The 25,621-nt window shown below is 52.1% G+C and carries 28 protein-coding genes and 3 tRNA genes; 7 read left to right on the top strand and 24 right to left on the bottom strand.

Annotation, left to right across the window (positions count from 1 at the left end; all coding sequences use genetic code 11):
• Position 1: 1 nt before the first annotated feature.
• The 5 genes from cheA to flhD form a co-directional block, all read right to left on the bottom strand.
• Positions 2 to 2,035: a chemotaxis protein CheA gene (gene cheA / locus OGV82_RS14510; protein WP_047463131.1), complete on the bottom strand. Its 2,034-nt coding sequence runs from the start codon at positions 2,033 to 2,035 to the stop codon at positions 2 to 4.
• 4 nt (positions 2,036 to 2,039) lie between these two features.
• Positions 2,040 to 2,966: a flagellar motor protein MotB gene (motB, locus tag OGV82_RS14505; RefSeq protein WP_047463128.1), complete on the bottom strand. Its 927-nt coding sequence runs from the start codon at positions 2,964 to 2,966 to the stop codon at positions 2,040 to 2,042.
• Complete coding sequence (motA, locus tag OGV82_RS14500; RefSeq protein WP_047463125.1) at positions 2,963 to 3,853, bottom strand: flagellar motor stator protein MotA; 891 nt, start codon at positions 3,851 to 3,853, stop codon at positions 2,963 to 2,965. The genes motB and motA overlap by 4 nt, the downstream gene beginning before the upstream one ends.
• Before the next feature lie 124 nt (positions 3,854 to 3,977).
• Positions 3,978 to 4,556 carry a flagellar transcriptional regulator FlhC gene (gene flhC / locus OGV82_RS14495; RefSeq protein WP_024130246.1) on the bottom strand — a complete coding sequence of 193 codons (579 nt, stop codon included), beginning with the start codon at positions 4,554 to 4,556 and terminating at the stop codon, positions 3,978 to 3,980.
• A gap of 2 nt (positions 4,557 to 4,558) precedes the next feature.
• Positions 4,559 to 4,909: a flagellar transcriptional regulator FlhD gene (gene flhD / locus OGV82_RS14490; RefSeq protein ID WP_024130245.1), complete on the bottom strand. Its 351-nt coding sequence runs from the start codon at positions 4,907 to 4,909 to the stop codon at positions 4,559 to 4,561.
• A 793-nt stretch (positions 4,910 to 5,702) separates the two neighbouring features.
• On the opposite strand from flhD, the gene uspC reads away from it, so the two are divergent.
• Positions 5,703 to 6,131, top strand: a complete 429-nt coding sequence (gene uspC, locus OGV82_RS14485; RefSeq protein WP_101744118.1) for a universal stress protein UspC — start codon at positions 5,703 to 5,705, stop codon at positions 6,129 to 6,131.
• Between the two features lie 6 nt (positions 6,132 to 6,137).
• Here uspC and otsA read toward each other — a convergent pair whose 3' ends face one another.
• From otsA to OGV82_RS14455, 6 genes are all read right to left on the bottom strand, one after another.
• A complete protein-coding gene (gene otsA / locus OGV82_RS14480; RefSeq protein ID WP_047463122.1) occupies positions 6,138 to 7,559 on the bottom strand; it encodes an alpha,alpha-trehalose-phosphate synthase in 1,422 nt (473 codons plus the stop codon).
• Positions 7,534 to 8,337 carry a trehalose-phosphatase gene (gene otsB, locus OGV82_RS14475; RefSeq protein WP_047464023.1) on the bottom strand — a complete coding sequence of 268 codons (804 nt, stop codon included), beginning with the start codon at positions 8,335 to 8,337 and terminating at the stop codon, positions 7,534 to 7,536. The genes otsA and otsB overlap by 26 nt, the downstream gene beginning before the upstream one ends.
• Before the next feature lie 165 nt (positions 8,338 to 8,502).
• Complete coding sequence (araH, locus tag OGV82_RS14470; protein ID WP_024130242.1) at positions 8,503 to 9,489, bottom strand: arabinose ABC transporter permease AraH; 987 nt, start codon at positions 9,487 to 9,489, stop codon at positions 8,503 to 8,505.
• Between the two features lie 15 nt (positions 9,490 to 9,504).
• A complete protein-coding gene (gene araG / locus OGV82_RS14465; RefSeq protein WP_286462733.1) occupies positions 9,505 to 11,019 on the bottom strand; it encodes an L-arabinose ABC transporter ATP-binding protein AraG in 1,515 nt (504 codons plus the stop codon).
• 114 nt (positions 11,020 to 11,133) lie between these two features.
• Positions 11,134 to 12,123, bottom strand: coding sequence for an arabinose ABC transporter substrate-binding protein AraF (gene araF, locus OGV82_RS14460; RefSeq protein WP_012131947.1), 990 nt, complete (start codon positions 12,121 to 12,123; stop codon positions 11,134 to 11,136).
• Positions 12,124 to 12,441: 318 nt separating this feature from the next.
• The gene (locus OGV82_RS14455; protein WP_047463114.1) at positions 12,442 to 12,999 is read right to left on the bottom strand and encodes a DJ-1 family glyoxalase III; all 558 of its coding nucleotides are present in this window, start codon (positions 12,997 to 12,999) and stop codon (positions 12,442 to 12,444) included.
• Positions 13,000 to 13,485: 486 nt separating this feature from the next.
• Here OGV82_RS14455 and OGV82_RS14450 point away from each other — a divergent pair, with 486 nt between their 5' ends.
• Entirely contained in the window at positions 13,486 to 13,989 is a 504-nt protein-coding gene (locus OGV82_RS14450; protein WP_012131943.1) for a non-heme ferritin-like protein, read from the top strand.
• Between the two features lie 62 nt (positions 13,990 to 14,051).
• On the opposite strand, the gene yecJ is transcribed toward OGV82_RS14450, so the two are convergent.
• Entirely contained in the window at positions 14,052 to 14,303 is a 252-nt protein-coding gene (gene yecJ / locus OGV82_RS14445; RefSeq protein WP_012131942.1) for a DUF2766 family protein YecJ, read from the bottom strand.
• A 111-nt stretch (positions 14,304 to 14,414) separates the two neighbouring features.
• Entirely contained in the window at positions 14,415 to 15,053 is a 639-nt protein-coding gene (locus tag OGV82_RS14440) for an RpiB/LacA/LacB family sugar-phosphate isomerase (RefSeq protein ID WP_047463111.1), read from the bottom strand.
• Positions 15,054 to 15,312: 259 nt separating this feature from the next.
• Here OGV82_RS14440 and OGV82_RS14435 point away from each other — a divergent pair, with 259 nt between their 5' ends.
• A complete protein-coding gene (locus OGV82_RS14435) occupies positions 15,313 to 15,648 on the top strand; it encodes a YecR-like family lipoprotein (RefSeq protein WP_047464021.1) in 336 nt (111 codons plus the stop codon).
• 194 nt (positions 15,649 to 15,842) lie between these two features.
• Positions 15,843 to 16,340 (top strand): non-heme ferritin, encoded by a 498-nt coding sequence (gene ftnA, locus OGV82_RS14430; protein WP_047463108.1) that lies wholly within the window; start codon positions 15,843 to 15,845, stop codon positions 16,338 to 16,340.
• 33 nt (positions 16,341 to 16,373) lie between these two features.
• Here ftnA and OGV82_RS14425 read toward each other — a convergent pair whose 3' ends face one another.
• Positions 16,374 to 16,613: a YecH family metal-binding protein gene (locus OGV82_RS14425; RefSeq protein ID WP_012131938.1), complete on the bottom strand. Its 240-nt coding sequence runs from the start codon at positions 16,611 to 16,613 to the stop codon at positions 16,374 to 16,376.
• A 228-nt stretch (positions 16,614 to 16,841) separates the two neighbouring features.
• Between OGV82_RS14425 and tyrP the strand changes: the two genes are divergently transcribed.
• Positions 16,842 to 18,053, top strand: coding sequence for a tyrosine transporter TyrP (tyrP, locus tag OGV82_RS14420; protein WP_024130240.1), 1,212 nt, complete (start codon positions 16,842 to 16,844; stop codon positions 18,051 to 18,053).
• A 32-nt stretch (positions 18,054 to 18,085) separates the two neighbouring features.
• Here the strand turns inward: tyrP and OGV82_RS14415 are convergent, their stop codons facing one another.
• The 7 genes from OGV82_RS14415 to uvrY form a co-directional block, all read right to left on the bottom strand.
• On the bottom strand, positions 18,086 to 18,751 hold the full coding sequence (locus OGV82_RS14415; protein ID WP_047463105.1) for a YecA/YgfB family protein: 666 nt from the start codon (positions 18,749 to 18,751) through the stop codon (positions 18,086 to 18,088).
• 184 nt (positions 18,752 to 18,935) lie between these two features.
• Positions 18,936 to 19,022: transfer RNA gene (locus tag OGV82_RS14410), tRNA-Leu, on the bottom strand.
• Between the two features lie 12 nt (positions 19,023 to 19,034).
• Positions 19,035 to 19,108 (bottom strand) — tRNA-Cys (locus OGV82_RS14405).
• A gap of 52 nt (positions 19,109 to 19,160) precedes the next feature.
• Positions 19,161 to 19,236: transfer RNA gene (locus tag OGV82_RS14400), tRNA-Gly, on the bottom strand.
• A 151-nt stretch (positions 19,237 to 19,387) separates the two neighbouring features.
• The gene (gene pgsA, locus OGV82_RS14395; RefSeq protein WP_012131934.1) at positions 19,388 to 19,936 is read right to left on the bottom strand and encodes a CDP-diacylglycerol--glycerol-3-phosphate 3-phosphatidyltransferase; all 549 of its coding nucleotides are present in this window, start codon (positions 19,934 to 19,936) and stop codon (positions 19,388 to 19,390) included.
• A gap of 56 nt (positions 19,937 to 19,992) precedes the next feature.
• On the bottom strand, positions 19,993 to 21,825 hold the full coding sequence (uvrC, locus tag OGV82_RS14390; RefSeq protein ID WP_012131933.1) for an excinuclease ABC subunit UvrC: 1,833 nt from the start codon (positions 21,823 to 21,825) through the stop codon (positions 19,993 to 19,995).
• A complete protein-coding gene (uvrY, locus tag OGV82_RS14385; RefSeq protein ID WP_012131932.1) occupies positions 21,825 to 22,478 on the bottom strand; it encodes a UvrY/SirA/GacA family response regulator transcription factor in 654 nt (217 codons plus the stop codon). The genes uvrC and uvrY overlap by 1 nt, the downstream gene beginning before the upstream one ends.
• A 396-nt stretch (positions 22,479 to 22,874) precedes the next feature.
• On the opposite strand from uvrY, the gene OGV82_RS23005 reads away from it, so the two are divergent.
• Both OGV82_RS23005 and OGV82_RS14375 read left to right on the top strand, forming a co-directional pair.
• On the top strand, positions 22,875 to 22,922 hold the full coding sequence (locus OGV82_RS23005; RefSeq protein WP_418222342.1) for a hypothetical protein: 48 nt from the start codon (positions 22,875 to 22,877) through the stop codon (positions 22,920 to 22,922).
• Between the two features lie 19 nt (positions 22,923 to 22,941).
• Positions 22,942 to 23,166, top strand: a complete 225-nt coding sequence (locus tag OGV82_RS14375; RefSeq protein WP_012131931.1) for a DUF2594 family protein — start codon at positions 22,942 to 22,944, stop codon at positions 23,164 to 23,166.
• 66 nt (positions 23,167 to 23,232) lie between these two features.
• Here the strand turns inward: OGV82_RS14375 and sdiA are convergent, their stop codons facing one another.
• The 3 genes from sdiA to tcyL all read right to left on the bottom strand — a co-directional run bounded on the left by sdiA (position 23,233) and on the right by tcyL (position 25,606).
• On the bottom strand, positions 23,233 to 23,955 hold the full coding sequence (gene sdiA, locus OGV82_RS14370; protein ID WP_012131930.1) for a quorum-sensing transcriptional regulator SdiA: 723 nt from the start codon (positions 23,953 to 23,955) through the stop codon (positions 23,233 to 23,235).
• Positions 23,956 to 24,188: 233 nt separating this feature from the next.
• Positions 24,189 to 24,941, bottom strand: a complete 753-nt coding sequence (gene tcyN, locus OGV82_RS14365) for an L-cystine ABC transporter ATP-binding protein TcyN (RefSeq protein WP_047463102.1) — start codon at positions 24,939 to 24,941, stop codon at positions 24,189 to 24,191.
• Complete coding sequence (gene tcyL, locus OGV82_RS14360) at positions 24,938 to 25,606, bottom strand: cystine ABC transporter permease (protein WP_012131928.1); 669 nt, start codon at positions 25,604 to 25,606, stop codon at positions 24,938 to 24,940. The genes tcyN and tcyL overlap by 4 nt, the downstream gene beginning before the upstream one ends.
• Positions 25,607 to 25,621: the final 15 nt, after the last annotated feature.

Genomic DNA, 25,621 nt, shown 5'->3' with positions numbered 1-25,621 from the left:
ATCAGGCGGCTGTGATCGCCATACGTTGTTCACGGTTTAAACCCTGCAATGCGGAGACATCAACGATCAGCGCCACGCTGCCGTCGCCCAGAATCGTCGCCGCAGAAATGCCAGGCACCTTGCGATAGTTGCTTTCCAGGTTTTTCACTACCACCTGGTGCTGTCCAATAAGCTGATCAACCAGCAGTGCGTAACGGCGACCGCCGCTTTGCAGGATCACCACAATGCCCTGCGTGGCTTCAGTTTTGGCGCCAACGACATCAAAGACTTTCCACAGTTCCACCAGCGGCAGATACTCGCCGCGCACTTCCAGTACGCGCTCGCCTCCGGCCAGCGGGTGCAGATCGTCTTCACGCGGTTGCAGCGATTCCATTACCGCATTCAGCGGCAGAATGAACACTTCGCCCGCCACGCGGACGGACATCCCGTCCAGAATAGCCAGCGTCAGCGGCAGCAGAATGCGAATGGTGGTGCCCGTCCCCTGCTTCGACTGGATTTCAACGTGGCCGCCCATCTCCTGGATGTTACGTTTCACCACGTCCATGCCCACGCCGCGACCGGAAACATCCGTCACCTGCTCGGCGGTGGAGAAGCCCGGCGCAAAAATCAACATGCCCACTTCTTCATCGGTCATGTTTTCGTTGACCGCCATCCCCTGAGAGACAGCTTTCGCCAGAATGCGCTCGCGATTCAGCCCCGCGCCGTCATCGGTCACTTCAATGCAGATATTGCCGCCCTGGTGTTCAGCGGAGAGGATCAGATTACCGATAGCATTCTTCCCGGCTTCAAGGCGTGTTTCCGGCATCTCGATACCGTGATCGAGGCTATTGCGCACCAGGTGGGTTAATGGGTCGATAATGCGTTCAATCAGACTTTTATCCAGTTCCGTCGAGCTGCCGACGAGGGTCAGTTCAACCTGTTTGCCCAGTTTCCCCGCCAGGTCGCGCACCAGACGCGGGAAGCGGCTGAAGACGTACTCCATCGGCATCATACGAATCGACATCACCGACTCTTGCAGATCGCGGGCGTTACGTTGTAACTGACCCATGCTGGTGATGAGATCGCCATGATTAACCGGGTCCAGTTCATTAGAACGCTGGGCCAGCATTGACTGAGTAATCACCAGTTCGCCGACCAGGTTGATCAACTGGTCTACTTTCTCAACCGCCACGCGAATACTGGTTGACTCTCGCTCACGGGCCGGCTTTTCACGCTCGGCGCGCCCGGACTGCGGTTCGCTGGCGGCGGCTTTGGCAACAGGAACCACTGCGGTCGGTTGCGGCGTAGTTGCCACAGCAACAGGCTCCTCGACCTGCGCGACCGGGGCTGAGGAGACCGTCTCAAAGGCTATCTGATCGGCTTCAATCACAAAGCAGAGCACCGCAATGATGTCATCTTCCGCAATCGTGCCGTCGAGGGTCGCGGACAGCGAATCCTCGCCTTTCACCACATCCGTTAAGGTGGCCAGGTTGCCCAACTCTTCTTCAAGCAGATCGACTTCATTGGCTTTCAGGCGCGAAAGAACCACGCGCAGTTTGCTCTCTTCCGCGCTGTTTTCCTGTGCGACTGCCTCTTCCTGTATCGCCGTACCGTCGACGACGCTCAGTTTGGCAGCGTTAACCACCGCCGGAGCGGTTTCCCCTTTCGCCTCAAGCGCTAACTGACGTAACGCGTTGCAGATATATTCGAAGCTTGCGGCATCCGGCTCTTCCGAGCTTTTATAGGCGTCGAGCTGTTCCTGCATAATATCTTTCGTTTCCAAAAACAGGTTGATAATGTCGGTATTGAGCTGCATCTCACCGCGCCGGGCTTCATCCAGCAGGTTTTCCATCAAGTGGGTTGTTTCCTGCAAAACGGTAAAGCCGAAAGTACCTGCGCCGCCTTTAATGGAGTGCGCCGCACGAAAAATGGCATTCAGTTGCTCAGAGTCCGGGGCTTCAGGCGCCAAATCAAGCAGGTGCTGCTCCATGTCAGCCAACAGCTCGTCAGCTTCATCAAAAAATGTCTGATAAAAATCGCTAATATCCATGCTCACGCTATCACCTCGGATTGGCTGGTGGCGATGTGGGAACGCTTACCGGCGGGAGTGCCGCTGGCTGTTGTAAGACACTTACCGGCTCATTCTGGCTTTCAGCGTTTTCATGCAAAATGGCCTCTTCTGCCTGCTTGTTCAACACCAGCAGACTTATACGGCGGTTGATGGCGTCATCAGGACCGCGATCGCTCAGACGCATCGTGGCGGCCATGCCTACCACCCGTAATACTTTTCCATCATCCAGACCGCCAACCACCAGTTCGCGACGCGAAGCATTGGCGCGGTCGGCCGACAATTCCCAGTTGCTGTATCCCCGTTCGCCGCTGGCGTACGGGAAATCATCCGTATGACCGGAAAGGCTGATGCGGTTAGGAATACCGTTCAACACCGGCGCAATACCACGCAGAATGTCACGCATGTAAGGTTCAACCTCCGCGCTGCCCGTCTTAAACATCGGGCGATTCTGGCTGTCGATAATCTGAATGCGCAGCCCTTCCTGAACCAGGTCAATCTTCAGGTGCGGCCGCAATGCGCGCAGTTTGGGATCGGACTCAATCAGCTGATCCAGGTCGCCGCGCAATTTGCTCAGACGGCTCTGCTCCATACGCCTTTTCAGTTCATCAATATTGGGTTGCTTGTTCACTTCACCCTGCTGCTGGGTGTAGTCCTCGCCGCCGCCGGGGATCGGACTTTCACTGTTCGCGATGCGATGTCCGCCCGTTATCGCTGTTGCCAGCGGCGTACGGAAATATTCGGCAATTTGAATCAATTCTTTAGGACTGGAGATAGAAATCAGCCACATGACGAGGAAAAAAGCCATCATCGCCGTCATAAAGTCGGCGTAAGCAATTTTCCAGGAGCCATGCGCCCCGCCGTGACCCTTATGTTTCCGCCGTTTTACGACGATAATTGGATGGGGCTGATTCTTCATGCTTCCTCGGTCGTCGTCTGCTGCTGGTTCGGGTTTCTCACTGCACGTACGTGCTCTTCCAGCTCAATGAACGAAGGACGTTCGCTGGAATACAATGTTTTACGACCAAATTCGACGGCGATCGGCGGCGCATAACCGTTCAGGTTAGAAAGCAGTGTGATTTTTACGCACTGCATCATTTTGGTGGTTTCAGCGCTCTTTTGACGCAGCACGCTGGCGAGTGGCGAGATAAACCCATAGGCCAATAAAATCCCGAGGAATGTCCCCACCATCGCATGGGCGATCAGCGCCCCCAGTTCAGCCGCCGGACGATCGGCGGAAGCCAGCGCATGGACAACCCCCATGACCGCCGCAACGATACCAAATGCCGGTAATGAATCGCCCATCAGCGCCAGGCTGTTGGCAGGAACTTCCGCCTCGCTTTCGTGGGTTTCAATTTCCTCATCCATCAGCGCCTCAATTTCAAAGGTATTCATGTTGCCGCTGATGATCAGGCGCAGATAATCGACGATAAAATCAAGCATGACCGCGTCGGCCAGAATACGCGGATAGCTGGCAAAAATTTCACTCTCTTTCGGGTTTTCAATGTCACGTTCCAGCGAGAACATCCCCTGCTGGCGCGATTTGGCCATCAGGCGATAGAGCAACGCCAGCAAATCCATGTACATCGCTTTTGTGTATTTCGAACGACGAAACAGTAACGGGATCGCCTTTAACGTCCCTTTGATCGCTTTGCCGTTGTTACCGACAATGAATGCCCCGATCCCCGCACCACCGATGATGACGAATTCAGCCGGTTGATAGAGTGCTCCAAGGTGTCCGCCGGTCATCATGTAACCACCGAAAACTGTACCGAGAACTACCAGGTAACCTAATAAGATAAGCACGACATCATCCTTCCGCTGTTGACTAAAACAGGATGTACAGTCGGGCGAATAACACGTCGGCAAGGCAAAAAAAAGCAGCGGTAATTACTTACCGCTGCTGGAGTGTTTGTCCACACCGTATCGGTTAAACAGCCTGTTCGATCTGTTCATCCAGCAGTTGTGGAATAATATCGGCAGCATTTTGGGAAAGTTTACGTCTTTTTACTGCGCGGGACGGCGGCTGGCACAAACTACAGGCAAAACTTCCCGCAGGCTGATGCGCATGGGTAATAAAATTCCCGCCACAGCAATTACAGGTCGATAATTCAAGCAGCCCGCTTTCCACGAAACGCACCAGCGTCCATGCGCGTGTTAACGCCAACAATGGCCCGTCTTCCGCCTGCGGGCACTGTTCCAGATACAGACGGTACGCTTTAATGACCGCATCCACGCCGCTGCACAGACCGGTTTTGAGTAAGAACTGCCAGGCGTTGCAAAACATGGAGGCATGAATGTTTTGCTCCCATGTCATAAACCAGTCCGTTGAAAAAGGAAGCATACCTTTTGGCGGAGGACTGCCGCGTAACTCTTTGTATAATTTGATGAGGCGACCACGACTTAACTGCGTTTCGCTTTCCAGCATTTGCAAACGGGCGCCCAAAGAGATCAATTCCATCGCTAACTGGATATCGCGAGCTTCCTGAACAATGCTTTTTTCACTCATCATCAAGCCCTTTTCTTACGCGCCGCATCATCGGCCTGATTCACATCGTGTAACAGGCGTGTTGAAAGCATGATACCGGTATGAATTTGCTGAAGATCGTCAACGCGAGAATCCTGGGTCAGCTGGGTAACTGTCTGGTGGTTGTCAAAACGGAAATGACATACCAGCTGGTTTGTTTCGGCCAGTTTAACCATTTGTGGAAGAGTCAGAGTACCCAACGTGTTCGCCATCTCTTCACTGATACCAAGGCGGAACATCGCGGATGCTTTGTCCTGAACGATCAGACGCTGTGCAAGGAGTAAATATGACAGATTGATGTCATAAATGTGTTTCAGCAACTCGGATGTATGCATTGTTCCCATCCAGAATAACCAACTTTATTTTTATGCGGTGAAACCGCACCCCGTGATGTCGCCGGGAATCCCCGGTAAAAAAAGCAAAAAGGTCAAATGCATAGCCACGCCCAGGCACCGATGCATACAGTAAAACCCCCCTTAATGGGGTGTCAGGTTTTTACACGTTTACATGATTTATTACAAAATGCCTAAGATTTTTCCTAATTCGACGCAACTCTACTCGTCAGCACGAACACATACAACGGAGCCGGGCTGCGAATTTGAGAAATATGTGATCCAGATCACATAAATCATCCAAATACTTAACATAAATCCATCAGTTGAACTTTTATTTTGATTATTTTTTAGCCTTTCGTTCAGTTTTTCTATTCCAGATACACGAATATGTGCGTAAATAATCACTCATGCGGTATGTTTAGCACCGTTAAAATAACATCTGAAAATATCCCCCTTTCTGAATATTCCTGTCGGGGACATAAAATAATTTAATCGTTTCTAAACAACCACTTAAATATTAAGCAGGGTTAACCAATAGACGGTATCTATGATGCATAACAAGTTAATTTTTGTTACATCGTAATTAACATTTTGTTTTCATAATTGGTCGATTTAAGTTAAAGCGCGTAATAACGTTTACAATGTGCGTTATGCCACTATTCCATTTATAAGAATAATTAATGAATTATTATGATAACCTTCACACTATCGTCACAGGAAAACATTGCAGAATTCGACTAAACAGAGTAAAGCTGAAGAAGAAACCTCATATTCTTGCAATAAGGAGCGAGTTATGAGCTATACGCATATTCTTGTCGCCGTCGCCGTTACCTCCGAAAGTCAGCAGCTGTTAGCGAAAGCTGTCTCCATTGCTCGTCCCGTCAATGCCCGCATTAGCCTGATTACCCTCGCCTCTGATCCCGAGCTGTACAATCAATTCGCCGCCCCCATGCTGGAAGATTTGCGGGAGGTGATGCATGAAGAGACGCAGGATTTTCTCGACAAACTGAGTGCGAAGGCCGACTACCCGATTGAACAAACGTTCATTACTTACGGGGAGTTAAGCGCGCATATTCTGGATGTGTGTCGTAAGCAGCAGGTGGATTTGGTCATTTGCGGCAATCATAATCACAGCTTCTTTTCGCGAGCGTCCTGCTCAGCGAAAAGTGTCGTTAGCGCCAGTGAAGTTGATGTATTGCTGGTCCCGCTTGCCGGTGATTAGCGGGCGTCAGGCAAGCTTTGGGAAGGTGGCGACCTTATTGCGATGCAGCATTTCAGCGCTACGTGGCGCGACATCCTTTAGGTCGCGAATAAACCGTTGCTGCCAGTGATTAATATCATTTTTAATAATCGTCTCAAGCATTTCCGCGTGACGTGAAATGCGTTCGGCAAGCGGCATGGTCAACGCGCGGTGGAGCGCTACGGCCACATCGTCCCGATCATAAGGGTTAACAATGAGCGCGGACGTCAACTCATTCGCCGCACCGGCAAACTGCGACAAAACGAGAACGCCGGGATTTGCCGGGTCCTGCGCGGCGACAAACTCTTTCGCGACCAGATTCATACCATCCCGCAGCGGGGTCACTAACCCGACATCCGAGTAGCGGAACACCTTCATCAGCAGCTTGCGATCAAAGTGCTGGTTAAGATAGTAGAGCGGCGTCCAGCCAAGCTGTCCATATTTACCGTTGATACGCCCTGCTTCCGTCTCCAGTTGGTGACGGATATCCTGATAAGCCTGCACTTCACCGCGCGAGGTCGGCGCTATTTGCGTATAGCGAATTTTCCCGTGGTGCTGGGGGTATTTCTCCAGCAGCGCTTCATACGCCTGGAAACGCTCCGGTAATCCTTTGGAGTAATCCAGACGCTCGACGGAAAAAATGTTTTGCACATTTTTCAGCTCCGCTTTTAGCTGCGCCAGTTTCGGCGGTAACGGCCCGGAAGCCTGTTGTGCGATCTCGTCAGGTTCAATGCCAATAGGATAGACCTCAGTACGGAAGGATTTTCCCCATGCCGAGTGACTCTTACTGCCGCGCGTGGTTACTCTGGTCTGGCTTGACAGACTGTCCAGAAACGCCAGGCGGTCGTTTTCCGTCTGGAATCCCAGTAAGTCAAAATCACACAGTTGTTCCAGTAGCGTATCGTGCGGCGGCAAGGCATTGAAAATTTCCGGCGTCGGGAAAGGGATATGCAAGAAAAAGCCGATGCGATTATTCACGCCCCGCTTGCGCAATTCACTGGCAAACGGCAATAAATGATAGTCATGAACCCAGATAATATCGTCATCTTTCAGTAAGGGCAGCAGCTTATCCGCCAGCAGCGCATTCACCCGTGAATACCCTTCCCACGCGGGGCGCTGGAACTGCACCAGATCGAGTCGATAATGGAAGGCAGGCCATAAGACCGCATTCGAAAACTGGCAATAATATTCCTCGTAGTCCTGCTCGCTCAGATTAAAAGACGCCCAGGTCATATTGCCTCGTGTGACCTTTTTTAACGGCTTATCCTCGTTGCCCGTCTCGCCACTCCAGCCGAACCACAATCCGCCCGCCGCTTTCAACGCGCCCAGTACGCCAACTGCCAGGCCACCCGCGCCGCCTTTATTATCCGGGGGAGCAATTCGATTAGATACTACGACTAAACGACCCATAGCCATCTCTCCTGTCATTCATTAATTTTTTTTCTTGTTGTGGATTGTTAATTTCTTCCAGCCAGCGCCAGACCTCAGGAACGCCTGCCAGACGTCCTGTTGCCCGGGTCGCCCCGGCACCCACTTTGACTGAAATCCCTCCCAAATTATTGACGACGTCAAAGCCCGCCTCATCCGTCAAGTCATCGCCCACAAAGACAGGGATACGCCCTGCAAATGGCGCTTCTTGCATAAACGCGGCAATGGCCTCCCCTTTGTTCGCGCCTTTCGGTTTAATTTCCACCACGCATTTACCCGGCTGAAGCGCAAGCTGCGGCCATTTCTGCGTAATGTGCTGCGCCAGCGCCAGCAACGTCGCCTCATGCTGCGGCGCCTGCCGGTAATGCAGCGCAAAGGCCATGCCCTTCGCTTCCAGTTCCGCCCCTGGAAGATTTCCCAGCGCGGCGTGCAGCCGCGCGCTGACATCGCGTGCTATCGCCTGCGGAAGGCGCACGATATGGGTATTACCATTGATGTCACGGCGTTCCGCCCCATGCACCCCGGCGAGGGGAAAGCAAAAGGGGGCTGAGAGCGCATCAAGCTCAGCCATTGAGCGCCCTGAAATCAATGCCAGCGCCCCTGCGTTATGCGTCGAGAGGCGGTGTAACAGCTGGAGAATATTGTGCGGCACCACCACCTGATCCGGGTGTGGTTTAATCTCCGCCAGCGTCCCATCAAGATCGAAAAAATAAGCATAGTTTGCGGACAGTTCGGGGGATACGGTTAACGGTTCTGCCACCCTGTTCTCCTCCTTAATCATCGTTTTTGAGGCGCGCGGATCGGCCCCATTAGCCATGTAAGTATAGACAGTGTGACGCTGCTCGCCATTTAGAAAGACAATAGCCAGCCGGGGTAGCGGCTGGCTATCGGGAGGAGCTAAACTGAATAGTTACGGTTTATTTCATTAAACGGTGCGCTTCGCCTTTTGTTTGTAACGGTCGAAGATTACCGCTGCCAGCAGGATTAAGCCGCGCACGACGTACTGTGCAAAGGGGGAAATGTTCAGCAGGTTCATGGCGTTTTCCACCGTCCCCAGGATCAACACCCCCGCGACCACATATGAGATTTTTCCGATGCCGCCCTTGAGGGAGACACCGCCTAATACGCAGGCTGAAATCACAATCAGTTCATAACCAATGGAGGTCATTGGCTGGCCGCTGGTCATGCGCGACGCCAGGATAATCCCCGCCGCCGCCGACACCAGCCCGGAGAGAACGAAGATAATGATCTTCGTGCGTACTACCGGCACCCCGGCCAGACGCGCCGCTTCTTCATTCCCGCCAATCGCCAGCGTATTGCGGCCAAACGTGGTTTTATTCAGCAATAAACCAAAGATAACCAGGCACCCTACCGTTAACCAGATCGGCGCAGGCAGCCCAAACCAGTTGGCATACCCGAGGGTGAAGAAGCGCTCATCTTCAATCCCTACCGCTTTACCGTCAGAGATGATATAGGCCAGACCACGGACAATCTGCATCGTGGCGAGCGTGGTAATCAGGGCGTTGATCTTTAAACGCGCGATAACAAAACCGTTCACCAGCCCGCAGAGTATGCCCAGCAGCAGCCCGGCCGCCACGCCAATCCACAGGCTTTCGGTCATATTGATGACCACGGCGGTGGTGACGCCGGCACAGGCAATCACCGAGGCGACGGAGAGGTCAAAATCGCCGGACGCCAGACAAAACAGCATCCCGCACGCCACCATACCCGACATCGAAATCGCCAGCCCCAGCCCCTTCATGTTGATGAACGTGGCAAAGTTAGGCACAAAGATCGCACACGCCAGGAACAGGACGGCGAACACCACCAGCATGCCGTATTGATCCCAGATACGCCCGAAGCTAAACGGCGACTTAGGTGCGCCAGAACCGGATGTAGTTACAGAAGACATCTTACTCTCCTTTACTCAGGCGACAGCCTGGCTGACTTTAGGCATAGCAAGGCTCAGGGCCTGCCGTTCATCCGCCTGTTCGTGAAGTAATTCACCGGCGATCTCACCTTCACGCATCACCACAATACGGTCGGCAACACCAAGAACTTCCGGCAGATCGCTGGAGGCAAACAGCACGGCCACACCGCGCGCCGCCAGCGCGTAAATAACGTTGTAGATCTCGTGTTTTGCGCCGACATCGATACCGCGCGTCGGCTCATCAAGCAAAATGACCTTCATCTCTTCCGATAACCAGCGTCCCAGAATCGCCTTCTGTTGATTCCCCCCGGAGAGATTCATAATGAGTTGCTCAGCACCTGGCGTTTTTATATTGAGGGAGCGAATATGGTGTTCGGCATTGCTCTCTTCCCAACCGTTATTGATCAGGCACCCGCCCAGCACATGCTTACGTCGGGCGCTGATGTTGATATTGTCGCGAACCGAATGCACAGGAATGATCCCCTCCGCTTTGCGATCTTCCGGGCACAGCATCATGCCCGCCGCAATCGCGTGCGCCGGTTTGCGGATATCAATGGGCTGCTCATCAATGAACACCTGCCCTCCGGTGATGCGCGTTCCGCCGAACAGCCCTTTCATTAATTCACTGCGCCCGGCGCCAACCAGACCAAACAGGCCGACAATTTCGCCGCTGCGTACGGATAAGCTGACAGGCGCGCGAACGCCCGGCGCTTTCAACTCTTGCAGCCGCAGCCGCTCTGCGCCACAGGCGCGAGGCTGCCAGCCGTAGATATCGCCGAGATCGCGCCCAACCATCGCCTGAACCAGCGCGTCATGGTTAACCTGCTGCATATCGGTAAATGTTTTAACGTAGCGGCCATCTTTAAACACGGTAATGGCATCGCTCAGTGCAAAGATCTCTTCCATACGGTGCGACACATACAGAATGACGCGCCCTTCTTTGCGCAGTTCGCGAATTACCCGGAACAGGTTCTCGATCTCCCTGGCGGAGAGCGAGCTGGTCGGTTCATCGAAAGCGATAATTTTGGCGTTACGCGCTAACGCTTTCGCAATCTCCACCATTTGCCACTGGCCAATCGAGAGGTATTTCAGCGGGGTATCCGGGGAGATATCCATCCCCAGATGTTGTAACTGAAGACCGGCTGCGTAGTTGAGCAGCGTCCGGTTAACAATCCCCCCCTTATGCGGGAGCTGGCCGAGATAGATATTCTCCGCAACGGTCATTTCCGGCACGAGGTGCAGTTCCTGGTAAATAATGGCGACACCGGCATTCAGTGCAGCCGTGGTGTCGGCAAAGGTCATCTCTTGCCCACGGATCGCCAGCGATCCCGTGGTTGGCGCATAGTTGCCGCTGAGAATTTTTAAGAGTGTGGACTTCCCGGCGCCATTTTCGCCCATCAGCGCATGCACCTGACCGGCATAACAGTCAAAACTGATATCCGTCAGCGCCTTAACGCCAGGGAACGTTTTCCCGATGCCGCGAAATGAGAGATATGGGGTGGGCTGTTGCATAACGTCTCCGTGAGTCAGGATTTTGCCGGATGACGGCGTTGCCTTATCCGGCCTACTGAATACGCAATTCGCAGGCCGGATAAGCCGTTTTCGCGTCGCCATCCGGCATTTGTGTTACTTGCCGCCTAAACCTTTTTTCGCCAGTTCTTCTTTGAAGTTGTCACGGGTGATCAGCACCACGTCGGTCACTTCAGTGAATTTTGGCGGTTCCGCATCCTTGGTTACCCAGTTGTAGAGCATTTCACTGGATTTATAGCCGTGTACGTCCGGGCTGGGCAGCAACGAGCCGTAGAATCCTGTCGCCTGCGCTTTTGACAGTTCGCTGATCGCATCCACACCGTTAATGCCGATGCCGATAACGTCCGCCGCCTTAAAGCCCTGACCTTCGGTGGCGCGCACGCCGCCCAGCACGGTGTTGTCATTCATGCCGACAATCAGCCAGTGTTTCACTTCAGGGTGTTGAACCAGCATAGAGTTAGCGGCATCGAATGCGCCGGGAATATCATTGGATTTCGTTGGAACCTGATAGATCTGTTTTTCCGGGAAGCCCGCAGCTTTCAGCGCTTCCATCGAGCCGGATGTGCGGCGACGCGCGGTATCCAGTTCATTAGCGGTAATCGCCATCACCGCCGTTTCCTTCACATCCCAGCCGCGGTTTTGCATCTCCTTATACAGCTCCTGCCCCTGGCGCTCGCCAATTTTCGTGGCCGCCATCATCACCAGCGGTACGGTGTCCATTGGCTTACCTTTCGCGTTGACGAACTGATCGTCCACGGCGATTACCTTCATGTCATACCCACGCGCTTTTGCAACGATTGCTGAACCCAGTTTCGGGTCCGGGGTACAAATAACGAAGCCTTTTGCCCCACTCGCCGCCAGGCTGTCGATGGCGTTCAGGGTTTTCTCACCGTCCGGCACCGCAATTTTAATGACCTCAAAACCCAGATCTTTCCCGGCTTTATCGGCAAATTTCCATTCTGTCTGGAACCAGGGTTCCTCCGGTTGTTTCACCAGAAAACCGAGCTTCATGGTTTCCGCGATAGCGGATTGTGACATAACGGCAGCCAGACCGATGGCTGCCAGCGCTTTAGTAAATTTGTGCATGGTTAACTCCAGCTTTAGCGTTCTTTTATGTAGGGTAAAATCGAACGATTTTTTGTAATTTAGCCGTAAAACAAGGTATTACCTTAAAAGCCAAGGATTGATACCCGTGCTGGTGTTAGTTGTAGCGGGAAATTGATTCTCCATAGGAGAGCGGCATCACACCGCAGAATTACAGTAATTGCGTACATAAATTCAGCGGAAAATGACATAAAAAAAGAAGGTTTTGTCAGACAAATAAAAAAGGGGTAGCAGATTAGTCCATAACATCAGCCAGCAAATCCTTGTCCCCGAATGCAGGCGCATCCGGGGAAATATGCTTTACCAGGCATAGTAAATATGATCGGCATGATCGCGAACAGAAGCGTCATCCCCTGACAGACGAGCAGCCAGCGTCAGCGCAAAATCAAAAATATGCCCTAACCCTTTGCCGCTCAAGAGATTGCCATCTTCCACCACCGGCGCATCAACATATTCACCGTCAGTCACATTTTCCCATAGGTCGCCAGAGCAGACGTAACGGCGCCCTTTCAGCAGACCATTGCCCCCCAGCACCCGCGCTGCGGCGGAGCAGACCGGACAGATCAGTTTACCCGCAGCGTCATGGCGGGAAACGAAGTCGATCACCTGCGCGCTGGCGGCCAGATTAGCGCTCCCCTGCGGGCCGCCGGGCAAGACGATGGCGTCATACAACGTGTCCAGACGCCCGGCGAGGGTGTTGTCCGCAACCATTGGAATATCGTGATAACTCACTACCGCGCGAGATTCCGCGCAGGCCAGCGTTTCAACATCAATATTCAGGCGACGCAGAATATCAATAGTGACCACGGCTTCTGCTTCTTCGAATCCTGGCGCCAGCAGGACAGCGACCTTTTTCATTTACGACTCCTCGCTTTACTCGTGTTAATCACACCGAAATGACAAATTGTTCATTCGGTTATATTTAAAAAATGGGCAAAAATGATCTGACGCAAAAAACGTTGTCGATAATTTCGGCCAGAACTGTTTCGCCCGCTAATTATTCGATCCTAACACGCCGGTGTATTTTCTTTTGTGATATGAAACATCATTTCAAAAATAAATATCAAATTAAAATCACGTAAAATCAATCATATATATCAACACTCGTTATATTCTTACATTCGCCGTCAGCGATATACCTTCAGCAAACTGTAAAAAAATATAAACATTGGGATTTAAGGATTTTCTTATAGCCGTACTGGCGCTATGCTTATTTTCGATCGGCAACGGAATCAGCTTTTTGATCACATAAAGGACCGGCAGAACGGATTTATTCTGCTAACAGTATTCATTGCGCATACATGAGTAACGCGCATCACCCTTTCTGGAAATAAGGATATTGATATGGCGACAGCTGGAATGGTTCATAAGCTCAACACCCAAATGAACCTTGAGTTTTACGCATCTAACCTCTACCTCCACCTGAGCGACTGGTGTTTTGACCACAGTCTGACCGGTACGGCGACTTTTCTTCGTACCCAGGCGCAGGGAAACGTGACCCAGATGATGCGCATGTTCAATTTTATGAAGAACGCAGGCGCCAACCCCATCGTGAGAGCCATTGATGTTCCCGGCGAAGAGTTAACCTGTCTTGAAGAGTTATTTCAAAAAACGCTGGATGAGTATCAGCAACGCGCCAGCACGCTCTCACGCTTAACCGACGAAGCCAAAGCAATGAATGACGCGCCAACGCTCAACTTTCTCCACGACCTGGAAAAAGATCAGCAGCAGGATGGCGTTCTGTTACAGACGATTCTCGATGAAGTTCGCAGCGCAAAACGCGCGGGATTGTGTATGGTGCAAACGGACAAACACTTACTCAACGTCGTCAACTATCAACACCACTAACCGCTATATTGCCACGGCGTTACGCCTCCCGTGCCGGGAGGCTGTTACGCAGTCGCTTTACTTTAGTGCGCTTCGTCCTGCGGCGTGAATTTCAGCTCAATCAACGCAATCGCCTTTTGAATGGCCCGCATAGTAACCGGGTCCGCAGCGGCAGGGTGGCTGGTAAAATCGATGTTTTTCAACTGGCTGGACATCTTCTCCCGAACTTCAACCGGGGCAATAACGTCAATAACATCCAGTATCTGTTTGATAACTAACTGGCAGGCAACAACGTCAGAGACCAGTTCCTGATCGGCGTTCAGTGGTTGGGACATAGTAAGCTCCTTATAGAAAGGCCGCCATAGTACCCATTCGGAAGAAGAAACGGTAGCAAAGCAAACGCGGTAAGCCGGATAAACGCCGCGTTATCCGGCTGGCATGACACATTAACCGAGAATGTCGCGAACGAACGCTTCGATCTCTTTATCCTGGCAATTGTCAAAGAAACACTGCTGGAAACGTGGGCCGGAGACCGCCGTTTTCACCAGTTCAGGATCGATGGCGCGCAGCGTATCCAGATAGTTTTCTTTCACCACCGCCGCTTTCACCTGGTTCAGAATGCCCGCGTTACGTACCTGCGGTTCTTTACGTTCTGGTGGATACCCTTCCCCGTTACGGCCGGTGAATGCTTTTTCAAAGATGAAACGCACATTCAACTCCGCACCCCAGCCAAAGCCTTTTGCGAATGGCAGAGAAAGCGCATTACCGTTGTTAATCTGCGCAAACAGGAACGCATCCGCCGGGTCGATGCAGTAGCCGCACACCACGCCCGGATGAATATTCAGCGACATCAGCGCGCCCTGCCCGGTGCCACAACCCGTCACAACAAAATCCACCGCTTTGGCGTTAAGCAGAATGCTGGCCATAATACCAAGGTGGATATAAGTCAGATGATGGTCGTTTTCATCGCTCATCCCGACGTTGAAAACAGGGAATCCCTTTTCATCCGCTACCGCTTTAAGCTCGCGATGAATGGTGGCATTTTTAGCTGCCTGGCTGTTTTCCATCATCAGTGCAATTTTCATTCTGTCTTCTCCTGAATGCGTCGCGGGAAATCCCGCCGTGAGTCGTTGACGTATACGTCACATTACTATCTCGCAAACATACTTTCAAATTTAGTGAAAAATGGTTTTAAAAAATTAAGATGTGCTCACACTTTTCCCGTATCGCACAAAGAGCCGGTGTCGTTGGGATTAATCATGGACAATTCTTAAGCTATTCAGGCCATTGAATGTCTACTGTTCAAGATAGGATGTGCTGTCACCGGATTCTCAGAGCGATATTATGAAAACCTTTATCCTTGGCCTCTCACTCATAGCCCTGACGGGATGTACCCTCACCAAACAAGCGCAAGTCAGTGAAACCAACCCGACAAGCGGGATTGTCCGCCTCAGTTATAACCAGGCGATGATGCAAACGGCGCGCGCGGATGATTATGTTGCGCACGGTACGGCGACACGCGAATGTCAGCAGATGGGATACGCCAACGCCATCGCATTCGGTCAGCCAGTGTCAACCTGTAGCGTTTATGCCGGTTCGCTGTGCATGAACACCAGAATCACGCTGTCTTATCAGTGTCAGGGCGTAGCCATCCAGCCAATATCCGCTGGCGGGTATTAATATCTTTAGCCAGCATGACGCTGCTGGCTTTAATTATTCTCATTGTATATTTTTATATTTAATAGCGTTAATGCGTTTTATTCCCATTCGCATTTTTAATAATTAAATTTATTATTTTACCTTTTGCAAATAATTAAATAACAAATTATAGTGACGCCACATCAACGTATAATGATTCTTTGTGGAGCGGAACCATGCTGAAAACAGAAATGATCGACAAACTGAATGAGCAAATGAACCTTGAATTATATTCTTCTCTGCTCTACCAACAGATGAGCGCATGGTGCAGCTACCATAGCTTTGAAGGGGCGGCAGCGTTCCTGCGTCGTCACGCGCAGGAAGAGATGACGCATATGCAGCGCCTGTTCGATTATCTGACCGATACCGGTAGCTTACCGTGCATCAATACGATCTCTTCGCCTGCTGCCGAATATGCTTCACTGGATGAACTGTTCCGCGCCACCTACGAACACGAACAATTAATTACGCAGAAAATTAATGAACTGGCGCATGCCGCGATGACCAACCAGGATTATCCGACATTCAACTTCCTGCAATGGTATGTCGCTGAACAGCATGAAGAAGAGAAGTTATTTAAATCTATTATTGATAAATTAATGCTGGCAGGGAAAAGCGGTGAAGGTCTGTACTTCATCGATAAAGAACTGTCTACGCTTGATACCCAAAACTAAAATTAAACGGTGAGGCTCCCTCACCGTTTACTCTCAATGACGGCAGATCTTGCTTTCGTGCGTAGAGAAGCCGTCATCCTTCGCAATAAACTTCCCCTTCGCCGCCAGAAATGCCACCAGCTCCGCCGCCGTCATATCAGCAGCCGAACAGGTATGAAAACGCGCCTGTTCACCAAAACGCGCCGTAATCGCCGCTTCCAGGCTGGCATTCGAATACTGCTCGCCTGACTCAATCATCATATTCAGCACTTCGTGGCCGTGAATAGAATCCATACATCCTCCTCAATAAAGCCTGTAGCCTACCGGGAGCCGATGAATAGCGCTTTGCGCTAACGCAGGTTTACATGCACAGCCGATGCAATCGTGGTGGCGCACGCCTTCACACTAATTTTCGTAAACAATGGTATACACATGTTGTAACGGTCATTTGACGAAAATAATGTTATGCCTTACCCTGCGCCGCAGATATAACCGTTGATTATCTCTGGGACAGAGGAAAGCGTGAAAAATAGAACTCTGGGTAGTGTTTTTATCGTGGCGGGCACCACTATCGGCGCCGGTATGCTGGCGATGCCGTTGGCCGCCGCTGGCGTTGGTTTCAGCGTCACACTGGCGTTATTGATTGGGTTATGGGCATTGATGTGCTACACCGCGCTGTTGCTCCTGGAAGTATATCAACACGTTCCGGCAGATACCGGGTTAGGAACGTTGGCAAAACGCTACCTCGGACGTTATGGGCAATGGATCACCGGCTTTAGCATGATGTTTCTGATGTATGCGCTCACAGCGGCCTATATCAGCGGGGCTGGCGAGCTGCTGGCCTCAAGCATCAGCGACTGGACGGGCGCCGATATGTCTCCGGCGATGGGCGTTTTGCTGTTCACCGTGGTTGCCGGTGGCGTCGTGTGCGTCGGAACCTCGCTGGTCGATCTGTTCAACCGCTTTCTCTTCAGCGCCAAAATTATCTTCCTGATCGCTATGCTGGCGCTGCTGATGCCGCATATTCATAAAGTGAATCTGCTTACGCTGCCGCTGCAACAGGGTCTGGCGTTATCAGCAATTCCCGTCATTTTTACGTCGTTCGGTTTTCACGGCAGCGTACCCAGCATCGTCAGCTATATGAACGGTAATATTCGCAAACTGCGATGGGTATTTATCACCGGTAGCGCAATCCCGCTGGTGGCATACATTTTCTGGCAGCTTGCCACGCTCGGCAGTATCAACTCCTCTACCTTTATGGGCTTGCTGGCCGACCATGCCGGGTTAAATGGCCTGTTGCAGGCCTTGCGTGAGGTGGTTGCCTCGCCGCACGTTGAACTGGCGGTGCATCTGTTTGCCGACCTGGCGCTGGCGACATCGTTTTTGGGTGTGGCACTGGGATTGTTTGATTATCTGGCAGATCTGTTCCAGCGACGCAACACCGTCGCCGGGCGTCTGCAAACCGGCGCGATTACCTTCCTGCCGCCACTGGCGTTCGCACTCTTTTACCCGCGCGGCTTTGTGATGGCGCTGGGATACGCTGGCGTCGCGCTGGCGGTGCTGGCGTTGCTGATCCCTTCCCTGCTCGCGTGGCAAAGCAGGAAGCATAATCCGCAGGCAACGTATCGCGTAGCGGGCGGCGTTCCGGCATTAGCCCTCGTCTTTACCTGTGGGATAGTGGTGATCGGCGTACAATTCTGTATCGCTGCCGGGCTGCTGCCTGAAGTGGGATAAAACAAAAGGGGCGCTAAGCCCCTTTTTTGTGTTTAGTGCAGACAGCACTGTTTATATTTTTTACCGCTGCCGCAGGGGCAAGGATCGTTGCGCCCTACCTTTACTTCCGCTCTTACCGGCACCTGCACCGGCGCTTCCTGCGGGTGCGCCATCCAGTACGCGTGTAAATCCAGGGCCGCCAGACGAATCGCGTTAACGCTCTCCTCAAACGCTTCTGGTGACATTTTTTCAACCACGGCGAAGTTCTCTTCCGTACCGTGCAGCGCAATGGCTTTCAGCGCGGGTTGTAGCGTATCCGGTAAGGTGGACCAGTCAGAGAGCGCGACCCCGCGCATATAGCCAAAGCACCACTCTTCCACGATGGTCAGCTCATGACCTTCGACTTCACGCAGACCGAACAGCGGCTCAAACTGTTCCGGGAACTCATTAAGCCTGTCTGCCGTATCCGCCATATGCTGAAACGCCAGTTCCATAAAACGCGTCATCTCCTTTTCAGAGGACCAGCGCGGAACATACTGCGCCCCACCCCATACCGCGACCAGCCATTGCTCTGGCTCAATCTCATACGGCGAACTGAGTACAGCCGTCAGTAAACCATCCAACTCTGACACATCCAGAATCGCGTGATCGGTATTGTACTTTGTCAGTACATCATCCAGCCATTCCAGCTCGCTTTCGTTTAACGGTCCTGTTTTCATAACGCTTTTCCTCAGTGAAATACTCTCGCCCGCAATTATCTTACATGGCTGACGAAGTAAGGGATACTTATTGGGGAAGGAATGGCAGACAAGATCATCAGCGAACAGATGACAGACACAAAAAAACCACCCGGAGGTGGTTTTACGACACTGCTTATTGCTTTGATTATTCTTGTCTTTCCCATGGTACCCGGAGTGGGACTTGAACCCACACAGCGCGAACGCCGAGGGATTTTAAATCCCTTGTGTCTACCGATTCCACCATCCGGGCTCGGGAAGAAAGTGGAGGCGCGTTCCGGAGTCGAACCGGACTAGACGGATTTGCAATCCGCTACATAACCGCTTTGCTAACGCGCCATATTCTTCAGGCTTTTCAGCCAGACACCCGCTATTGCCGATGTCTTTAAACTGGAGCGGGAAACGAGACTCGAACTCGCGACCCCGACCTTGGCAAGGTCGTGCTCTACCAACTGAGCTATTCCCGCATCATCAAGTAACTTTGTTAATCACTTGATTTTGTTATCGTCTGGCAACCTGCGCCGCCGTTCGATGCGTTGCATTCTACTTACCTGACGCAACGAGTCAACGATATTTTTCGCCACCCACGATCGTTTGCTGAAATTTGCGGCGAAACGATCACTGATCAAGCAAATCCCCGCGTGCAGCGCTCAAATACTGGAACATAGACCACAGCGTCAGCACGGCAGCAACGAAGAAAAGCGCGATCCCGGCATATTCCACCCAAATGTTTGGACGCCACAGCAGCCACGCCAGCGCCGCCATTTGCGAGGTGGTTTTCACTTTGCCGATCCAGGAGACCGCCACGCTGCTGCGTTTGCCCAGCTCGGCCATCCATTCACGCAGCGCGGAAATAATAATTTCACGCGCAATCATGGTCGCGGCAGGCAGCGTCACCCACCAGCTGTGATAATGCTCCGTCACCAGCACCATGGCGATCGCCACCAGCACCTTATCCGCCACCGGATCAAGGAACGCGCCAAAACGCGTACTCTGGTTCCAGCGACGCGCCAGAAAACCGTCGAACCAGTCGGTCACGGCGGCGATACAGAAGATTAGCGCGGTAACGAAGGGAGCCCATGTAAATGGCAGATAAAACACCAATACAAAGAATGGGATCAGAATGACGCGAAACAGCGTGAGCAACGTAGGGATATTAAATTGCATAGTGACGGGTAACTATCTGTTGTCAGAGAAATTACCCCTATGTTGCTACAGAGACCTCAATGTTTCAACGAGTAGAAGATCTTTTCTGCCAGACCTTGCGAAATACCCGGCACTTTTGCAATTTCCTCAACACTCGCGTTACGTAGTCCTTGCAAACCGCCCATATATTTCAACAGCATTTGTCGACGTTTTGGCCCGACGCCTTCGATAGTTTCCAGCGTGCTGGTGTTTTTCACCTTCGCCCGTTTTTTGCGGTGCCCGCTGATGGCGTGATCGTGCGATTCATCGCGGATATGCTGAATAACGTGCAGCGCAGGCGAATCCGGCGGCAGGCTAAAGCCCTCCCCCTCGGGTTCAAAGAACAACGTCTCCAGACCGGCTTTACGATCGGCGCCTTTAGCAACGCCCAACAATAAAGGATGATTTTTATCCCACGGCACATCCAGTTCAGCAAAAACGGCCTTCGCCTGACCAAGCTGGCCTTTACCGCCATCAATCAGAATAACGTCAGGAATCTTACTTTCTTCAATCGCCTTGCCATAGCGTCGGCGCAGAACCTGATTCATCGCCGCATAATCATCGCCCGGCGTAATTCCGGTAATGTTGTAGCGACGATACTCCGCACGCAGCGGCCCGTTAGCGTCAAAAACCACGCAGGAGGCCACCGTCTGTTCTCCCATCGTGTGGCTGATGTCAAAACACTCCATCCGCTTCACCGCAGGCAGCTTCAGTACGCTTGCCAGTGCGGTCAGACGCTGTGTGATCGTCGATTGCTGCGACAGTTTGCTGATCAGCGCCGTCGCGGCATTGGTTCGCGCCAGCTTCAGGTAACGAGCGCGATCGCCACGCGGTTTGGTCTGCACATTAATGCGCCGCCCGGCCAGTTCGGACAAAGAGTCCGCCAGCAGCGTTTTATCGCTCAGGTTGAAATCCAGCAGGATCTCTCCTGGCAGCGTGCGCATCTGGCTGCCTTGCAGATAGAACTGGCCGACGAACGTTTCCACCACTTCGCCCAGTTCCGTCCCGTTCGGCACTTTCGGGAAATAGCTACGGCTGCCCAACACCTTGCCCTGGCGGATAAAAAGCACATGCACGCAGGCCATACCCGCATCGAACGCCACGCCGATAACGTCCAGATCGTCGCCGGTATTGGAGACAAACTGTTTCTCAGTAACGCGGCGCACAGCCTGAATTTGGTCGCGTATGCGCGCGGCCTCTTCAAATTCCAGATTCTGGCTGGCTTTTTCCATTCGGGCGATCAATTGGGTCAGAACCTGATCGTCTTTCCCGGATAAAAACAGCCGAACGTACTCCACCTGCTGCGCATACTCATCTTCACTCACCAGCCCTTCTACGCACGGCCCGAGACAGCGGCCAATCTGATATTGCAGACAAGGACGCGAGCGGTTGCGGTAGACGCTGTTTTCGCACTGACGAATGGGAAAGACTTTTTGCAGCAGGGCCAGGGTTTCACGCACGGCATACCCGTTCGGGAACGGGCCAAAGTATTCACCTTTGGCATGTTTCGCCCCGCGATGCATTGCCAGGCGTGGATGAGTGTCACCGCTGAGAAAGATGAAAGGATAGGATTTATCATCGCGCAATAACACGTTATAGCGCGGTTGATACAATTTGATGTAGTTGTGTTCGAGCAATAGCGCTTCGGTCTCGGTGTGCGTCACCGTGACATCAATTTGCTGGATTTGCGCAACCAATGCTTCGGTTTTTCGCGAAGCAAGGTTGCTGCGGAAATAGCTGGAAAGCCGTTTTTTCAGGTCTTTCGCTTTACCGACATAAATAACCGTACCACCGGCATCATACATACGATAAACGCCGGGTTGGCTGGTCACGGTTTTTAAAAATGCTTTCGCATCAAACAGAACACTCACTAGCTTGTTAACGTCTCCGCATTACACAGGCCGTGGCGAATTGCCAGGTGAGTCAACTCAACATCACCATGAATGTTTAGTTTACTGAACATTCTGTAGCGATAGCTGTTCACCGTTTTAGGACTGAGATTCAGTTGTTCCGAGATCTCATTAACCTTCTGGCCCCTGGTGATCATCAGCATAATCTGCAACTCGCGTTCAGACAAACTGGCAAAAGGCGTTTCTGTTTTCTCAGGCTCAATCTGGCTCAGCGCCATCTGTTGAGCGATATCTGAAGCAATATAACGCTGCCCGGAAAAAACCGAACGAATCGCGCTGACCACTTCCTGAGGCGCAGCGCCTTTACTCAGATACCCTGCGGCTCCGGCCTGCATGACTTTCGCCGGTAGCGGGTTTTCCGTATGGATCGTCAGCATGATCACTTTAATATCAGCGCTTGAGCGGGCAATTTTGCGCGTCGCCTCAAGACCGCCGATTCCGGGCATGTTCATGTCCATCAGCACAACGTCGACGGCGTTCGCGCGGCACCACTTTACGGCGTCCTCGCCACAACAGGCTTCACCGACAACCTTTATGCCCTTTATATCTTCCAGAATGCGTCGTATCCCTGCGCGCACCAGTTCGTGGTCATCAACAAGAAGAACGTTGATCAAAGGAATATCTCCAGAATAGGGATAACGCTACTGATAGTTAATCGACCCTATATTAGCGGGTTTTATCTCAACTTTGAAACGTAAAAAACGTGGGGCATTCGATTTTGCTCTCGTTTTTGGAAATTAGATTGTACGCTTCGTGGAAACTCCCACAGCTAACGGCCTTTTTTTACCCTCTATTTCTGCATAATAGTTTCAGAATAGTGACAAAAAATTCACTCACTTCCGTCGAAATGCTAAATAGGCAAGCAACTTTGTAACAATAATTAACGCGCGAAATACGCGAGGTAAACAAAAAAATGAGGAAAATATATGCCTCGCAAGGCGTTGTTTATTTTAATGGCGCTGGTTTGATTTGCGATCAAAAAACAACCACTGCTATTTTTGGCGCAGCTTATGGTATACTCCGCCGCCTTAACATTTGCCATCGCACTTTTTCACTGAAACATAACGAGGAAAATAAATGAGTACGCCTGATTTTTCCACTGCCGAGAATAATCAAGAACTGGCCAATGAAGTCACCTGCCTGAAAGCCATGTTGACCCTGATGCTACAGGCAATGGGGCAAGCCGACGCAGGGCGCGTGATTCTTAAGATGGAAAAACAGATCGCGCAGATTGAAGATGAAACGCAGGCCGCGGTATTTTCCAGCACTGTTAAGCAAATTAAACAAGCTTACCGCCAGTAACAGGAAACCGGCTGAGAGGGAAACTTTCAGCCGGTTTTGCGTCTGGCACGCAGAACATTCGTTTTTTCAGATCAGGCCCGTCGCGGCCGCATAGCAGGCAATCTGCGTTTTATTCGGCGCGTTAAACTTTTTCTGCATGTTTTTCTGATGAAAGTTAACGGTGTTCTCTGAGATTGACAGAATCATCGCGATCTCTGATGACGTCTTTCCTTCCGCCGTCCACTTCAGGATCTCTTTCTCTCGCTTACTGAAGCGCATTTCTGGCGTCATCACCATTTCATCCTCCAGCCGCGTCAGCGCCGACAGGCTCTCACGCACCAGCAGTTGCAACCGGAGTTCAATTTCATCATGTGCAAACGGCGCATGGCGGGCGCTCGCCCGGGAGACAGAGAGGAAGCCCAGCGCCCGATTCGGCAGCATCAGGCATTGCGTCGCCCCCCGGCGTAGACCGTGCGCGCGCGCCGCGTCCCATAGCGACTGCGCTTCGCTAAATAAGGCATCATTCCATGCCAGATGCCCCTGGCGGAAATTTTCCGGCTTTAATACCGGATCAATAGAGAAATAGTTTTCAGACTGATAATGCGCCACCCACGCTTGCGGGTACGTGGTGTGAACGGAGATTTTTGGCCGCGTAAACGGGACGGGATGGCGAACGCACAGCGCATAATAATCATATTCAAGCTGCTGTGTCTGATGTTGTAATTCAGTGTAGACATCTTCTGCCGTCGCCATTTCCTGAAAGCGTACCAGCATACTCCGTCGCCAGGTGAAGAAATCATTTTCCTGCATACTAAACGGTAACACCCCTGAGATTGATAATCATTATAATGTTTAAAACAAGCTAACACATAAATGAAGTTTATATGTAGAAAATATCGGTCAGATGGCGAATTACTTGAGGTGTGTTTCACCCGGCGGGAGAACACAAAGGGATTACGGCTATAATCAGGCGGGTATTATTGATATTTATTTAAATACACTCGCCCAAAACGGGATTATTTCAGGCGAGTGCGCAAAAACACTTATTGCATCAGGAACTTCTCAAGAAACTGACGCGTGCGTGGTTGCTGAGGATTGGCAAATAACGGTTTGGCCGCGCCCTGCTCCACAATGCGCCCCTGATCCATAAATATCACCCGGTCAGCCACGTCGCGCGCAAAGCTCATTTCATGCGTCACGATGACCATCGTGCGCTTTTCCTGCGCCAGCTGGCGTATCGTACTGAGCACCTCCCCCACCAGCTCAGGGTCGAGCGCAGAAGTCGGTTCATCAAACAAAATCACCTCCGGGCGCATCGCCAGCGCGCGGGCAATCGCCACACGCTGCTGCTGCCCACCGGACAGACGACGCGGATAGCTGGTCTCTTTCCCGGCCAGTCCTACCTTCGCCAGCAGTTCCCGCGCTAATGCCGTTGCTTCGGCTTTGGGCTCGCCTTTCACAATCACCGGCCCTTCAATGATGTTCTCCAGTACGGTACGGTGCGGAAACAGATTAAAGTTCTGGAATACGAACCCCACATGCTGACGCAACTGGCGAATTAGCCCTTTTTGCTTGCTTAACGAGCTTGCGGTATCAATGGTAATGTCGCCCACTTTGATGGTGCCCGCCTCAGGCTGCTCCAGCAAATTAATGCTGCGCAGCAGCGTTGTTTTACCGGAACCGCTGGGGCCGATAATCGCCACCACCTCACCAGGTTTCACCTCCAGGTCGATGCCGTGCAACACCGTCTGACCGTGGAACTTTTTCACCAGGTTTTTAACTTCAATCGCACTCATTTTGGATCTCTCTCCTGGCGGTTAAGCTGCTCTTCAAAATAGTTTTGCAGCGCGGAAAGTACCGTCGCCATCACCCAGTAGATCAGCGATGCCGCCAGATACATGGTAAAGACTTCCAGCGTACGCGAGGTAATCAGCTGCGCCTGACGGAACAGTTCCGGCACCTGAATCGTCGCGGCCAGGGAGGTATCTTTCACCAGGCTGATGAAACTGTTGCTCAGCGGCGGCAACGCCACGCGGGCGGCCTGCGGCAAAATCGCGCGACGCAGCGTTTGCCACGGCGTCATACCGATACTTGCCGCGGCTTCCCACTGACCTTTGTCGATAGAAGAGATCGCCGCACGCAGCGTTTCCGAAGTGTAGGCTGCGGTATTCAGCGACAGGCCAATCATCGCCGCCGGGATCGGGTCCAACTCAATGCCAAACTGCGGCAGGCCGTAGTAGATCATAAAAAGCTGGGCAATAAGCGGCGTACCGCGAAAAATGGAGATATAAAAACGCGCCAGCCAGCGGACAGGCAGCAGGGGCGACATGCGCATCAGCGCGAGAATGAAGCCCAGCAGCAGGCCGAAAAACATCCCGCCAATACTCAGCTGTAGCGTAAACACCGCACCTTTAAGCAGATACGGCAGCGAGTCAATCACCAGTTGGATACTTTCTTGCATGAGTGTTTTTCTACC

Source organism: Citrobacter sp. CK191 (assembly GCF_030333435.1).
Taxonomy (GTDB): domain Bacteria; phylum Pseudomonadota; class Gammaproteobacteria; order Enterobacterales; family Enterobacteriaceae; genus Citrobacter_B; species Citrobacter_B koseri.
This window is presented reverse-complemented; position numbering and strand designations above follow the sequence as displayed.

Excerpts from the sequence above, each read along its gene's own strand:
- motB (WP_047463128.1), bottom strand. The coding sequence starts at position 2,966 with ATGAAGAATCAGCCCCATCCAATTATCGTCGTAAAACGGCGGAAACAT.
- flhC (WP_024130246.1), bottom strand. The coding sequence starts at position 4,556 with ATGAGTGAAAAAAGCATTGTTCAGGAAGCTCGCGATATCCAGTTAGCG.
- flhD (WP_024130245.1), bottom strand. The coding sequence starts at position 4,909 with ATGCATACATCCGAGTTGCTGAAACACATTTATGACATCAATCTGTCA.
- uspC (WP_101744118.1), top strand. The coding sequence starts at position 5,703 with ATGAGCTATACGCATATTCTTGTCGCCGTCGCCGTTACCTCCGAAAGT.
- otsA (WP_047463122.1), bottom strand. The coding sequence starts at position 7,559 with ATGGGTCGTTTAGTCGTAGTATCTAATCGAATTGCTCCCCCGGATAAT.
- araH (WP_024130242.1), bottom strand. The coding sequence starts at position 9,489 with ATGTCTTCTGTAACTACATCCGGTTCTGGCGCACCTAAGTCGCCGTTT.
- araG (WP_286462733.1), bottom strand. The coding sequence starts at position 11,019 with ATGCAACAGCCCACCCCATATCTCTCATTTCGCGGCATCGGGAAAACG.
- araF (WP_012131947.1), bottom strand. The coding sequence starts at position 12,123 with ATGCACAAATTTACTAAAGCGCTGGCAGCCATCGGTCTGGCTGCCGTT.
- OGV82_RS14455 (WP_047463114.1), bottom strand. The coding sequence starts at position 12,999 with ATGAAAAAGGTCGCTGTCCTGCTGGCGCCAGGATTCGAAGAAGCAGAA.
- OGV82_RS14450 (WP_012131943.1), top strand. The coding sequence starts at position 13,486 with ATGGCGACAGCTGGAATGGTTCATAAGCTCAACACCCAAATGAACCTT.
- yecJ (WP_012131942.1), bottom strand. The coding sequence starts at position 14,303 with ATGTCCCAACCACTGAACGCCGATCAGGAACTGGTCTCTGACGTTGTT.
- OGV82_RS14440 (WP_047463111.1), bottom strand. The coding sequence starts at position 15,053 with ATGAAAATTGCACTGATGATGGAAAACAGCCAGGCAGCTAAAAATGCC.
- OGV82_RS14435 (WP_047464021.1), top strand. The coding sequence starts at position 15,313 with ATGAAAACCTTTATCCTTGGCCTCTCACTCATAGCCCTGACGGGATGT.
- ftnA (WP_047463108.1), top strand. The coding sequence starts at position 15,843 with ATGCTGAAAACAGAAATGATCGACAAACTGAATGAGCAAATGAACCTT.
- OGV82_RS14425 (WP_012131938.1), bottom strand. The coding sequence starts at position 16,613 with ATGGATTCTATTCACGGCCACGAAGTGCTGAATATGATGATTGAGTCA.
- OGV82_RS14415 (WP_047463105.1), bottom strand. The coding sequence starts at position 18,751 with ATGAAAACAGGACCGTTAAACGAAAGCGAGCTGGAATGGCTGGATGAT.
- pgsA (WP_012131934.1), bottom strand. The coding sequence starts at position 19,936 with ATGCAATTTAATATCCCTACGTTGCTCACGCTGTTTCGCGTCATTCTG.
- OGV82_RS14375 (WP_012131931.1), top strand. The coding sequence starts at position 22,942 with ATGAGTACGCCTGATTTTTCCACTGCCGAGAATAATCAAGAACTGGCC.
- sdiA (WP_012131930.1), bottom strand. The coding sequence starts at position 23,955 with ATGCAGGAAAATGATTTCTTCACCTGGCGACGGAGTATGCTGGTACGC.
- tcyN (WP_047463102.1), bottom strand. The coding sequence starts at position 24,941 with ATGAGTGCGATTGAAGTTAAAAACCTGGTGAAAAAGTTCCACGGTCAG.
- tcyL (WP_012131928.1), bottom strand. The coding sequence starts at position 25,606 with ATGCAAGAAAGTATCCAACTGGTGATTGACTCGCTGCCGTATCTGCTT.